The sequence below is a fragment of the Paenibacillus spiritus genome (assembly GCF_008710135.1).
Classification (GTDB): Bacteria; Bacillota; Bacilli; order Paenibacillales; family Paenibacillaceae; genus Paenibacillus_AQ; species Paenibacillus_AQ glufosinatiresistens.
On the sequence record NZ_VYKK01000015.1, the window covers coordinates 128,596 to 141,460 of the forward strand.

Sequence of the window (12,865 nt, forward strand, 5' to 3'; positions counted from 1 at the left end):
GATTCAATTTCGGCGGTCGGCATTTTGTCAATGAAATTGATCTCTGTGCATGGCTTAACCAAATATACAGGGCAAAGGGTGGAGAACCAGATGTCAAAACAACAAATCGGCGTTATCGGCCTTGCGGTAATGGGCAAGAACTTGGCGCTGAACATCGAGAGCAGAGGTTTTAGCGTATCCGTATTCAACCGTTCCCCGGAGAAGACGCATGATCTTCTCGGCGAGGCCGCCGGCAAGAACCTGCACGGCACGTTCTCGATTGAGGAATTCGTGCAATCCCTGGAAACGCCGCGCCGCATTCTGATTATGGTCCAGGCCGGCAAAGCGACCGACGCCACAATCGAGCAGCTCGTTCCGCATCTGGATCAGGGCGACATCATCATCGACGGCGGCAACGCCTACTTCCCTGACACAATTCGCCGCAACAAGGAACTTGAAGCCCAGGGCTTCCGCTTCATCGGTGCCGGCGTATCCGGCGGCGAGGAAGGCGCGCTCAAAGGACCGTCGATCATGCCGGGCGGACAGGAAAGCGCTTATGAACTGGTTGAACCGATCCTGACGGCTATTTCGGCCAAAGTGGACGGCGAACCTTGCTGTACATATATCGGACCCGACGGCGCCGGACACTATGTGAAGATGGTGCACAACGGCATCGAGTACGGCGACATGCAGCTGATCTGCGAAGCGTACCAGCTGCTGAAGGACGTTGTCGGCCTGGATGAGAAAGAACTGCACGCCACGTTCGCGGAATGGAACGAAGGCGAGCTCGACAGCTACCTGATCGAGATTACGAAGGATATCTTCGCCCAGTACGACAAGGAGACCGGCAAGCCGATGGTGGATGTCATTCTCGACGCCGCCGGCCAGAAGGGCACCGGCAAGTGGACAAGCCAGAGCTCGCTTGATCTCGGCGTGCCGCTGTCCATGATTACGGAATCCGTCTTCTCCCGTTTCCTGTCCGCCATGAAGGAAGAGCGTGTGGCTGCGAGCAAGGTGCTCTCCGGTCCTGCAGCTGAACCGTTCGCCGGCGACAAGAAGGCGTTCATCGAGAACGTCCGCAGAGCGCTGTTCGCCAGCAAAATCGTATCCTACGCCCAGGGCTTCGCCCAGCTCCGCGTCGCTTCCGACGAGTACGGCTGGAACCTGAAATACGGCAGCCTGGCGAAGATCTGGCGCGGCGGCTGCATCATCCGCTCGCAGTTCCTGCATAATATCACGGAAGCTTATGAGAAGAATCCGGAGCTCAAGAACCTGATGCTTGATCCGTACTTCAAGAATATTATGACGAACTACCAGGACGCATGGCGTACGGTAGTAGCCGAAGCCGTCAAGCGCGGCATTCCGGTACCGGGCTTCTCGAGCGCGCTGGCGTACTACGACAGCTACCGCACCGAGCGTCTGCCCGCGAACCTCTTGCAGGCCCAGCGCGATTACTTCGGCGCCCACACCTTCAAGCGCGTGGACAAGGAAGGCGTCTTCCATCACGACTGGATCGCCGAAGCTTCGGCCGAGTAATCCAATATATTCAAGTGGCGGACGAACGGCCGCTTGAAGACAGGAACGGGCCCGGGAATGCCGAATGCGGCGTTTCCGGGCTTTTGGCCTGTCCGGGAGAAGGAAGATGCGGCTCCCTGCAAGAGAACGGCGGAACTCGTTGTGCCTGGTGCAAGAGCATGTTAGAATAGGTGAAAAGTTAGGCCAAGACGGGCAGCAGGGGTTGAGAGAACGAAGATGGCAGAGAGCAGCAGCGGTCCCAACCTGATCCTGATCGGGATGATGGGGACCGGCAAATCAACCGTCGGGCAGTTGTTGGCCCGGGAGTTGAACTTCCGGTTACTCGATCTGGATGAACGGATTGAGGAGCGGGAAGGGCGAAGCATTCCGGAGATTTTTGCACGGGGAGGCGAGGAAGAATTCCGGCGGATCGAATCGCGCGAGCTTCTTCTGGCGCTTCGGGAGAAGGAATTGGTCCTATCGACAGGCGGAGGGGCTGTTCTTGCGCCCGGAAATGCGGAAGCGATGGGCAAGGGCGGATACGTGGCGGCGCTCACGGCAACGGCGGAGGAGCTGGTGAGCCGGGTCGGACAGGACCCGAATCGACCGCTGCTGGCGGGTGACGCCAGCGAGCGGATCCATCGACTGCTGCGGGAGCGGGCCGGGGCGTACGGGTTCGCAGACTGCACGATTGATACAACGGGACGGAGCGCCGCGGAAGTGCGCGATTTAATTTTAATGCACTACCGCGGTTCAGTATTTAAGCGGAATTCCTGACGCGGATCAGATCGAGTCGTACCATCCGATCATACCGCCGCTGAGATTGGCGACGGAGCGGTATCCGTGATGGCTCAGGTATTCGCATACCCGCTGGCTGCGGGCGCCGGAGCGGCAGATGAAGACGATGGGCTCTTCCTGTCCAAGCTCCTGCGCGCGATCCGGAATATCGTTCATCGGAATATGTTCTGCGCCTTCAATCATGCCAAAGACGACTTCGTCGTCTTCGCGCACATCGATCAGGCGAAGCTTATCGCCGGCTTCCATTCTCCGGCGCAGTTCGTCCGGGGTGATTTGGGGTATGGCGTTCATGTCGGACACCTCCATTATTATTTAAAGTTCAAGCATTCCTGATTTTAATCGATAGCACAGAAGGGAGTCAAAATCATGGACGCTATTGTCAGACCGACCCCGGTCCTAAGCGGGGAAATCGGAGCGCTGTCATCCAAAAACTATACGACCCGCTATCTGCTGGTCGCGGCCTTGTCGGAGGGCACAAGCACCGTCTATTATCCGGCGCACAGCGAGGACAGCGACGCTATCCGCCGCTGCATCGCGGATCTCGGAGCCGAGCTGCAGGAAGACGGCGAGAAGATCGTGATCAGGGGCTTCGGCCGCCATCCCAAGCCTGTCAAGGAACTGAACGTGGGCAACGCGGGCGCCGTCCTGCGCTTTCTGATGGCCGTAGCGGCCCTGTGCCCGGACGTTACCTTCGTCAATACATATCCCGATTCGCTCGGCAAGCGTCCGCACGACGATCTGATCGAGGCGCTGGGCCAGATGAACGTGGAGATTGAGCACAACGCAGGACGGCTGCCAATCCGCATCCGCGGCGGGCAGCCGCAGGGCGGCCGCATCCGGGTGTCCGGCGAAGTCAGCTCGCAGTATCTCAGCGCCCTGCTGTTCCTGACGCCGCTTCTGGAGGAAGACAGCGAGATCACCGTGACCGGCGATCTGAAATCCAAGGTCGTCGTCGGACAGACGCTGGAAGTGCTGGAACAGGCGGGTATCGTAATTCACGCGGCTGAGGATTACCTGTCCTTCCGGGTGCCGGGACGCCAATCCTATGCGGCCAAGACGTATACGGTTCAGGGAGATTATCCCGGGTCGGCCGCCGTGCTGGCGGCTGCGGCCGTAACGGAATCGGATGTGACCATTCATCGGCTGGCGGAGAACAGCCGCCAGGGAGAACGGGCTGTCGTCGATGTGCTGAGAATGATGGAGGTGCCGCTCACCCATGAGAACGGCACGGTTCATGTTCAGGGGACCGGCCGGCTGAAGGCGGTGGAATTTGACGGCGACGCCGCGACGGACGCGGTGCTCGCCATGGTTGCAGCAGCGGTCTTTGCGGAAGGCACATCCCGGTTCTATAATGTCGAGAACCTCCGCTACAAGGAGTGCGACCGCATTACGGATTACCTGGCCGAGCTGGCGAAGGCGGGAGCCCGGGTCGAGGAACGCCGGGACGAGATCATCGTTCACGGACGCCCCGAGGGCGTGGAAGGCGGAGTGACGATCAATGCGCATTACGATCACCGGGTCATTATGGCGCTGACCGTTGTAGGTCTGCGGTCCAAGGAGCCGCTTCTCATTAAGGACGCGCATCATGTCGCCAAGTCCTATCCGCAGTTCTTCGATCACCTGCGGGCGCTTGGAGCACGGGTAGAGTGGGTAAATTAACAGCATATTCCACACAGAAGGAAGGAGATGGAATCATGCCTTTTGTCAACCCGGATCAGTATACCATCCGGGATATCCTGTCCGCTTCGCGAACCATTGCCGTCGTGGGCCTGTCCGACAAGACCGACCGGACGTCGTATATGGTAGCGGGAGCGATGCAGGCGGCCGGTTATCGGATCATCCCGGTCAACCCAGCGGCGGACGACGGAAGCATCCTTGGAGAGAAGGTATACGCGAAGCTTGAGGACATCCCGGAGCAGGTGGACATTGTCAATGTCTTCCGCAAGAGCGAGTACTGCCCGGAGATTGCCCGCCAGACGGTAGCCATCGGGGCGAAGGTCCTGTGGCTCCAGCAGGGGGTTCACAGTCTGGAGGCAGCCTTCATTGCGGAATCGAACGGACTGACTGTCATTATGGACCGCTGCATCAAGGTTGAAGAGGCGCTGACCCGGGCTCACCGGAACAGCTAGGCAACAACGGATTTATTAAGAGCAGCAAGGCCTCCCTGAGGCCGGACAGGACTCCTGTCCGGCCCTTTTTGACGTCCGGCAAAGCTCCTTTTGACAAAACCGGAGACAGCACGTACCATTCAGTATAGAAAGAAAGGAGCGATGGTCCTTGAATTGGCTCGGATCACTGCAGCAGCTGGGAAGAGCGATTATGCTTCCGACCATGGTGCTGCCCGCGGCGGCCATTCTGCTCAGTCTGGGCAGTCTGCCGTGGTCGAACTGGGGAATGTCCACGGTAGCCGAAGTCTCAACCTATGCGGGACAAGGCATCTTCTATTTCATGCCTTATCTGTTCGCGGTCGGGGTTGCCTGGGGCCTCTCCAACCAGGCCGGACCCGCCGGACTTGCCGCGCTGGCCGGTATGTTCACTTACGACCGGGTCGTGCTGCATCTGGGCGACGGAAGCGTGCAGCCGGCGACACTGATCGGCATTCTGCTCGGCATCGTAGCCGGCGTGGCCCATAACCGTTTCAAGCATATCAAGCTGCCGGAGGCGATTCAGTTCTTCGGCGGCTCTCGTTTTGTTCTGCTGTTCATGGGTCTGTTCTCCGCCCTGTTCGCCTGGGTCATGCTGGGAACGGCTCCGCTGCTGCAGGATGCGCTGGACGGATTGTTCCGGGTGGTGGACCGGTCCCAGGGAATTGGATTGTTTCTCTACGGAGTCTTGTACCGGGTGCTTACAGCGTTCGGCCTGCATCATATTCTGAACAATATCTTCTGGTTCCAGCTCGGCAATTACACGACGCCGGACGGCGCCGTGATTCAGGGCGATCTGCCGCGCTTCTTCGCAGGCGATCCGACGGCCGGAACGTTTATGGCCGGGCTGTTCCCGATCATGATGTTCGCCCTGCCGGCCATCGCATTTGCCATCATCCAGGAAGCCCGTGAAGACCTCAAGCCGAAGATCCGGAAGACCTTCGTCCGGGCGGCGCTGGTCTGCTTCCTGACCGGTGTATCGGAGCAGATCGAATTTGCCTTTCTGTTCGCTTCGCCCTATCTCTTTGCCGTCCATGCCGTGATGTCGGGCCTTGCAATGACCCTGACGGCCGCGCTGGGCATTCACCACGGCTTCTCCTACTCGGCGGGCGCGATCGACTTCTTCCTGAACCTGCATCTGTCCCGCCGGGCCTGGCTGCTGATCCCCATCGGCATCGGGTACGGAATCGTCTATTATCACTTGTTCCGCTGGGCCATCCGGCGGTTCCAGATCCCGACGCCGGGACGCGAGGAAGGCTCGGAGCTCGGCGACTGGGCCGGCAATATTCCCTACCAGGCGCCGCTTATTCTGCAGGCGCTCGGCGGCAAGGAGAATATCGTACAGGTTCAGGCCTGCATTACGCGGCTGCGGCTGACTGTCCGCAATGACCGGGAGATCGACACGGCCCAGCTCAAGAATCTGGGCTCGGCCGGCATCATCAAGCTGGGCGGAGGCAACGTTCAGGTCGTCTTCGGCACGTACTCCGAGCTGATTCGCGAAGAGATCGACAAGCTGCTGCTGCGGGATCTGCCGCAGGTTCTGTTCAGCGCTCCGGTTCAGGGCCGGATGCTGCCGATCGAGGACGTGCCGGACCATATTTTTGCGGCCAAGCTGGTCGGCGACGGCGTTGCTTTTATCCCGGAGAAGGGAGAGCTCGTCTCCCCGGTCTTCGGCAAGGTGATGCATATTTATCCCACCATGCACGCCATCGGAATTGCTACCCCGGAGGGAATTGAAGTGCTGATACATATCGGCATTGACACTTCCCAGCTCAAAGGTATGTTCGCCGCAGCCGTGGAGGCGGGGGACAATGTGGAGCCGGGCCAGCTTCTGATCACCTTCGATCTGGACGATCTGCGGGAGCATGCGGCTTCCCTGGCAACTCCAATGGTCATTACGAACCCGGAACGGGTCAAATCCTGGAGCTATGCTCCGTTCAAGAATGTCAGAAGAGGACAGTCCTCGGTCATGTCCGTAGTGCTGCACGAGAGCAATGGAGGGGTAGAATCATGATACAAGGGATAGGCGCCGCAACAGGGGTAGCCATCGGAAAGGCATTCGTCCTTCCCAACTGGGAATGGAGCATGCCGGAGACCCAGATCAATCCGGTGGATCTGGCTAAAGAATTTGAGCGTTTATACGAAGGGATTCGGACCTCGAAGGATGAGATCGAGTATATTAAGCGGGAATTCCGTGAAGTAGTCGGGCCTGAAGAATCCAGCATTTTTGACGCTCATCTCGCCATTCTGGATGATCCCGTGTTCATGAGCGAGATTCGGGGCATCATCGAGCGACAGTACAAAGCTGCCGAGGTAGCGGTCAAGGAAGCGATCGACCATTTTGTAGCCATGTTCGATCTGCTGGACGACGAATATATGAAGGAGCGGGCGGTGGACATCAAGGATGTCGGCAACCGCCTGCTGAAGCATCTGCTGGGTGCGCCGGAAGTAACGCTGCCGTCCGATACCCAGCCCTATATCCTGGTTGCCAAAGAGCTGTCTCCTTCTCAGCTGGCCCACCTGAATCCGTCTTATGTGCTCGGGATCGTGACGATGATGGGCGGCAAGACCTCCCACTCCTCCATCATGGCCAGGGCGCTTGGCATTCCGCTGGTGGCCGGCCTGGAAGCCCAGGGAGATACGCCGATTCAGACGGGTGACCTCCTGGTCATCGACGGAGACTCGGGCATCGTCCAGCTTCAACCGGACGAGCAGACGCTGGAGCGCTACAAGGCGATCCGCGACAAGCAGCTTCGGAAGCGCCAGCAGCTGGAACTGCTCTCCACCGTTCAGGCGGTGACGAGAGACGGAGTGGCGCTGCGGCTCTCCGCCAATATCAGTTCGGTGAAGGAGCTGGATCTGGCTCTCAAATACGGGGCGGAGGGCGTCGGGTTGTTCCGCACCGAGTTCCTGTACATGGATCGCCAATCGTTCCCGACCGAGGATGAACAATATGAGGTATACAAGCAGGTGGCAGAGAAGGCCGGAGGCGGAAATGTGGTAATCCGGACGCTCGATATCGGCGGCGACAAGCATCTGGACTATTTCCCGCTGCCGGAGGAGATGAACCCGTTCCTCGGTTACCGCGCCATCCGCATTAGCCTGGACCGCAAGGATCTTTTCCGCACCCAGCTGGCCGCCATTCTGCGGGCCAGCGTTCACGGGCAGATCAAAGTGATGCTTCCCATGATCTCCTCGGTGGAAGAGGTGCTGGAAGCCAAGGCCGTTCTGGCCGAGGTCAAGGAGGACCTGGACCGGCGAGGCATCTCCTACAATGCGGAGCTGCCTGTGGGCATAATGATTGAGGTTCCCGCCGCCGTCATGATCGCCGATCTGCTGGCGACCGAGGTGGATTTCTTCAGTATCGGAACCAACGATCTGGTGCAGTACGTGCTGGCGGTGGACCGGATGAATGAACAGATTGCCCACATGTACCATCCGTATCATCCTGCGGTGCTCCGCATGATCCGGATGACCGTCGAAGCGGCGAAGTCTGCCGGCATCGGCATCAGCGTCTGCGGCGAGCTGGCCGGGGACGAACGGTCGCTGCCGATCTGGCTGGAGCTCGGCGTGTCCGATCTCAGCATGTCGCCGCAGTCGCTGCTGAAGGTGAAGCACCGGACGCTCAACACAGCCGCAGCCGAAGCCCGCGAAGTCGCAAGACGGTGCTTCTCGGGCAGACGGCGGGGCGAGAACGAAGCGCTCCTGACCGAGTTTCTGGACCGGTCCCGGCTGGATCGCTCGGGTACGGAGAAATAACCGAGAGCCGCCCAAGACAGAGGCGGCCGCTATATCAAAAGGCTGCTGTGCAGCCGCGGTACAACCGCGGGCACGGCAGCCTTTTTGGGCCTGTGAAGGTGTTACAGCGATGACGCGATAACCTTGCGGCCATAGAAGTACGACAGCAGGCCGAAGACCGAATACAGGGCCGTGTAGAGCAGCATGACGATCACCATCGGCGTCCATAGCTCCGATCCGAAGAAGAACCAGCCGGAGCGGACGGCGAAGTAGCTGTGGCAGAGGCCAACGGCCAAGGGGATGCCGAAGGTAATCAGCTGTTTCACGGCAAGCCCGCCGCCCAGATCGGAGCGGGTGAAGCCGAGCTTCCGCAGAATCGTATAGATCGGCCGTTCGTTCTCGCTCTCCTCCATCTGTTTGAAATAGAGGATGCAGCCGGACGTGAGCAGGAAGGCAAGTCCGAGGAAGCCGACGATGAACATGATGAGTCCCATGTTGCGTCTTTGCTCCAGGGTCGTCTCATATTGGGATTCTTCACCCGGAGCCGAGCCGAAGCCCAGCGCGCGGAAGAGCGCATTGGTCTCCTTGATATCCCGGCTCTTGTCCGTCAGGTTGAAGCCGTAGTACCAGGGAAGCTTCTGAATCCGGGGATCCGGATTCTTGGCAATCGCTGCAAAATCAGCCGCATCCAATATGGCAACCGGCATGCCGAACGTATAGGAATATTGCAGAACGGCCGCTTCCCGGAGAGTGGTGACTTTAAACGTCCGGCCCGACAAGACGATGGAGCCTTTATGCAGCTTCAGCAGACTGGAGGTATCGCTTCGGTAACCGGCCAGCACTGCCGTCCCGGGCTTGACATCCGTCTTCTTCACTGTATCCTCGCTGACGGCAACCAGGGTGGTGTGAGCGGGACTGTGGTTGTTGTACCATTCAAAATCGGCCCCCACGATGCCCGAAATGTCGGCCTGGGTATTCACCGCTTCGCGTTTGACCAGGGAATAGCGGATTCCGTGCTCTTGGAGAGCCTGCTCGAACTGGGCGGCCGTCTCGGCGGATGTCAGGGAGAAGTCGTCGGGGACGTTGCCCTGCGCTGTCTTCTCGGTAGAGTAGTACGTAATATAGCTCAGCGATAATAGCCCCAAAGCCAGCGCCGACACGGTAGTGATGACCGTCAGCAGAAGAGCGGAGGACTTGATCCGGAACATGATGCTCGACAGCGAGAGTACATGGTTGACGCCGAGATAGCCCCTTTTTGCCCTGCGAATCAGGTTGAACAGAAAGGAGACCGAACCTTTGTAGAAGAAATAGGTGCCCAGAATGACGGAACCGAGGATCGCAACCATCACGATATACAGGGAACCCACGTCGTTGAAATCTCCGCTGAAGAGCTGGGTCGACAAATAGTAGCCGGTCAGAATCAGTCCGATTCCCAGAATGCCGAGCAGAATCTGGAACCAGGACAGCTTGCGTCCGGTTTCTTCCGATACCGTCCCGCCTTTGAAGAGCGACAGCAGATTCTGGCGTTTGATAAAGACGGCGTTCATCAGCATGATCAGCACATAGATAGCGGAGAAGACCAGCAGCGTTCGCTCCAGCGCTGCCGACGAGAAGGACAGCGTGGCATGATTGTCAACGCCGGTAAGCTTGAAGAGAATCAGCTTCAGCAGCCGGGAGCCGGCGAAGCCTGCGGCGATTCCAACGATCAGAGAGCCGGCGTAGATGGCCAGATTCTCGGCGGTCAAGAGCCGGAAGATGCGCGGCCGGGTCATGCCGCTGAGCTGGAATAATCCGATCTCCTTGCTGCGGCGCTTGATGAACAGATTGTTCGCGTACAGCAGGAAGACGGCGACAATGACAATCAGCAGCACAGTGGCTGCTTTGATCGCTGCCTCCCCCTTGATAGAGCCCGCGGTCTTATCCATGGCCGGATCGAACTGCAGCGTCACGAACGAGAAATAGAGGGCAACGCTGAAGACCAGCGCGAATACATAGAGATAGTAGTTGCGGATATTCTTCTTCAGATTCCGGTAGATCAGCGTGCTAAGCTTCAACCTGCACACCCCCGAGAACGCCCTGCGTCTTGATGATATCGTTGAAGAACGCCTGGCGCGAATCGCCGCCACGGTTGAGCTGGGTAAAGACCTGTCCGTCCTTGATGAAGACGACCCGGCTGCAATAGCTGGCGGCGAACGGATCGTGCGTGACCATAATGATGGTCGCTTCCCGGCTGCTGTTCATCCCGCTCAGCTTGTTCAGCAGATCGGCGGCGGATTTGGAATCCAGCGCTCCGGTCGGCTCATCGGCAAAAATAATGCTGGGCTCATGAATAAAAGCGCGCGCCGCCGAGGTCCGCTGCTTCTGTCCGCCGGAGATTTCACTCGGATACTTGTGGGCCAAATCCGAGATGCCGAGCTCGGAAGTGACGGCGGCGAAGCGCTTCTCCGCCTCCTGGCGCGGCAGCTTCTGGATGGTCAGCGGAAGGAGGATGTTCTCCTTGACCGTCAGAGTGTCAAGCAGGTTGTAATCCTGAAAGATAAAGCCGAGGTGCCGTTTGCGGAACTCGGCGAGCTGTTTTTCCTTCATGGCGGTGAAGGTGTGTCCTTCGATCTGAATGCTTCCGAGATTCACCTTGTCGATGGAGGAGAGGACGTTCAGCAGGGTCGTCTTTCCCGAGCCCGAAGAGCCCATGATGCTGACGAACTCGCCTTTCTCCACCCGAAGGTCGATGCCCTTCAGCACCTCCTGGGAATTGAATTTGCTGCCGTAGCTTTTGTGAATCCGACTTGCTTCAAGTATAGCCATTCTCGCTCACTCCTTTGATTGATACCTTCATCTTACAGGAGCGGCATCTGATTCTCCTTCGTTTGGCCGAACAATCGCGGAGTCCCGTGTGACAATGCTGTCACCTGTTCGTGAGGCGCAGCAGATCGTTCTTCTGCGGAAAATGGAGCGTGAACGCCGAGCCGGCCCCCGGCTCTGATTCCGCCTCAATCGTAATTAGCAGGCGCTCGGCTGCCTGCGCGGCCAGATACAGCCCCATGCCGCTCGAGGCCTGGTCGCGGTGCCGGCTGCCTGCGGTGGAAGTGAAGCCCTGCTCGAAGATCCGGGGAAGGTCCTTGGCGGAAATCCCCCTCCCCTGGTCCTGCACGCGCAGTGCGACATGTCCGTCGCTGCGCCGGAAGCTCTCCACGGTGATATCCGAGTCGGAGCTGTACTTGACCGCGTTGCTCAGAATCTGGCGGAGAATGAAGCCCAGCCACTTGGCGTCGCTCAGCACTTCGGGCTCGTCCAGGGAGATGTCGAAGCCAATGTGCTTCTGCATGCACCAGGAGCGGAGCGACTGGATCTCGGCGTTCAGCAGCGGCTCCAGAGGGACGGTAGCGACGGCAAGATCGTTGTGCATAAAGGGAAGACGCTTGCGGTGAAGCTGCTGGTCCACCAGCAGATGGACGCGCAGCCATTCGGCCATCAGGCGCGGCCGGGCCGACTCGTCGTCCAGCCGGTCGATCATCAGCTGCAGCGTGGTGAGCGGCGTCTTGATCTCATGGACCCAGGACAGCAGCTCGTCTTTCTCGCGCGTCAGCTCCATTCGCCGGGCCGAGGCTTCTGTCCGGTAGCGGTCGTCCTGGAGAGCGACCGCGTCCCAGACAATCCGCTCGAACGGACTCGAAGGCTCGCGTCCGGGAGCCAGGTCGCCGGCCGGGTCGTAATCCCGCAGACTCCGGTAGAATGCGGTCTCCCGGGAAGCCCGCCAGAGCAGGAAGGCAAGGAAGGCCAGCGAAGAGAGCAGCACGATATAGAGCAGCGAACCGAGCGGGACGGAACGGTCCAGCCAGGCAACGAGCAGAATCAGCAGCTGGGAAGCGGCGAAGAACACCAGCCAGCTCAGGCGCTCCCGAAGAAAGGTCCGGATCATGCTTCCGCCTCTTCCGTGGCCATATACCCTTGGCCAACCTTGGTTTCAATGTACTGGCCGAGGCCGATGTCATCCAGCTTCTTGCGCAGCCGGTTGACATTGACGGTCAGCGTGTTGTCGCTGACGAACTGCTCGCTGTTCCAGAGCGCGGCGATCAGCTCCTCCCGGCCGACAATGGCGTTGCGCCGTTCGAGCAGGAAGTCGAGAATGAACATCTCATTGCGGGTGAGAAGGACCGTGCCTTCTTCGGCCGATACTTTATTCTTGGCGGATTCCACCGATGCGCCTCTCCAGGTGCGAAAAGCGCTCTGTTCGTTCCCGTAGTTGTAGGCCCGGCGAAGGACCGCCTGGATTTTGGCGATCAGCACATCGAAGTGGAACGGCTTCTGTATGAAGTCGTCGGCGCCGAGCTGCATGGACATGACCATATCGGTCGGATGATCCCGCGAAGAGAGGAACAGGATCGGGACTTTCGAATGGGCGCGGATCATCCGGCACCAGTGAAAACCGTCGTATTTGGGCAGCTGAATATCAATAATGACCAAGTGCGGCCGGCAGGCCGCAAATTCCTGCAGAACTTGGCCGAAATCGGAGACGCCGCAGACTTCATAGGACCACTGCGAGAGCCGTTCCCGCACCTCTTCGAACAGGACGTGGTCGTCTTCAATCATCATAATTTTGAACATGGCTTAGATACACTCCCGTATAATAGCATTCCTGCCTTAGTGTAGCGGAATTTGCAGCAAAACAAAACCGTTTGAGGCTCCCGGAC

11 protein-coding genes are annotated in these 12,865 nt (G+C 58.9%); 6 read left to right on the forward strand and 5 right to left on the reverse strand.

Translation table 11 applies throughout. The features are described 5' to 3' along the window. The first annotated feature begins 90 nt into the window (after positions 1-90). On the forward strand, positions 91-1,515 hold the full coding sequence (gene gndA / locus F4V43_RS11440) for an NADP-dependent phosphogluconate dehydrogenase (RefSeq protein ID WP_150458368.1): 1,425 nt from the start codon (positions 91-93) through the stop codon (positions 1,513-1,515). A gap of 216 nt (positions 1,516-1,731) precedes the next feature. Beyond that, positions 1,732-2,271: a shikimate kinase gene (locus F4V43_RS11445; RefSeq protein WP_150458369.1), complete on the forward strand. Its 540-nt coding sequence runs from the start codon at positions 1,732-1,734 to the stop codon at positions 2,269-2,271. A 6-nt stretch (positions 2,272-2,277) separates the two neighbouring features. Here the strand turns inward: F4V43_RS11445 and F4V43_RS11450 are convergent, their stop codons facing one another. Then, positions 2,278-2,583 carry a rhodanese-like domain-containing protein gene (locus F4V43_RS11450; protein ID WP_150458370.1) on the reverse strand — a complete coding sequence of 102 codons (306 nt, stop codon included), beginning with the start codon at positions 2,581-2,583 and terminating at the stop codon, positions 2,278-2,280. 75 nt (positions 2,584-2,658) lie between these two features. Between F4V43_RS11450 and aroA the strand changes: the two genes are divergently transcribed. From aroA to ptsP, 4 genes are all read left to right on the forward strand, one after another. Further along, positions 2,659-3,951 carry a 3-phosphoshikimate 1-carboxyvinyltransferase gene (aroA, locus tag F4V43_RS11455; protein WP_150458371.1) on the forward strand — a complete coding sequence of 431 codons (1,293 nt, stop codon included), beginning with the start codon at positions 2,659-2,661 and terminating at the stop codon, positions 3,949-3,951. Between the two features lie 35 nt (positions 3,952-3,986). Beyond that, positions 3,987-4,421: a CoA-binding protein gene (locus F4V43_RS11460; RefSeq protein WP_150458372.1), complete on the forward strand. Its 435-nt coding sequence runs from the start codon at positions 3,987-3,989 to the stop codon at positions 4,419-4,421. A 148-nt stretch (positions 4,422-4,569) separates the two neighbouring features. Further along, complete coding sequence (locus F4V43_RS11465) at positions 4,570-6,450, forward strand: glucose PTS transporter subunit IIA (RefSeq protein WP_150458373.1); 1,881 nt, start codon at positions 4,570-4,572, stop codon at positions 6,448-6,450. Beyond that, positions 6,447-8,195, forward strand: a complete 1,749-nt coding sequence (ptsP, locus tag F4V43_RS11470; RefSeq protein ID WP_150458374.1) for a phosphoenolpyruvate--protein phosphotransferase — start codon at positions 6,447-6,449, stop codon at positions 8,193-8,195. Before F4V43_RS11465 ends, ptsP begins: the two co-directional genes overlap by 4 nt. A gap of 101 nt (positions 8,196-8,296) precedes the next feature. Here ptsP and F4V43_RS11475 read toward each other — a convergent pair whose 3' ends face one another. From F4V43_RS11475 to F4V43_RS11490, 4 genes are all read right to left on the reverse strand, one after another. Then, on the reverse strand, positions 8,297-10,228 hold the full coding sequence (locus tag F4V43_RS11475) for an FtsX-like permease family protein (RefSeq protein WP_150458375.1): 1,932 nt from the start codon (positions 10,226-10,228) through the stop codon (positions 8,297-8,299). Further along, positions 10,218-10,979 (reverse strand): ABC transporter ATP-binding protein, encoded by a 762-nt coding sequence (locus tag F4V43_RS11480; protein WP_150458376.1) that lies wholly within the window; start codon positions 10,977-10,979, stop codon positions 10,218-10,220. The genes F4V43_RS11475 and F4V43_RS11480 overlap by 11 nt, the downstream gene beginning before the upstream one ends. A 100-nt stretch (positions 10,980-11,079) precedes the next feature. Then, positions 11,080-12,093: a sensor histidine kinase gene (locus F4V43_RS11485; RefSeq protein ID WP_150458377.1), complete on the reverse strand. Its 1,014-nt coding sequence runs from the start codon at positions 12,091-12,093 to the stop codon at positions 11,080-11,082. After that, positions 12,090-12,779 (reverse strand): response regulator transcription factor, encoded by a 690-nt coding sequence (locus F4V43_RS11490; RefSeq protein ID WP_150458378.1) that lies wholly within the window; start codon positions 12,777-12,779, stop codon positions 12,090-12,092. The genes F4V43_RS11485 and F4V43_RS11490 overlap by 4 nt, the downstream gene beginning before the upstream one ends. Positions 12,780-12,865: the final 86 nt, after the last annotated feature.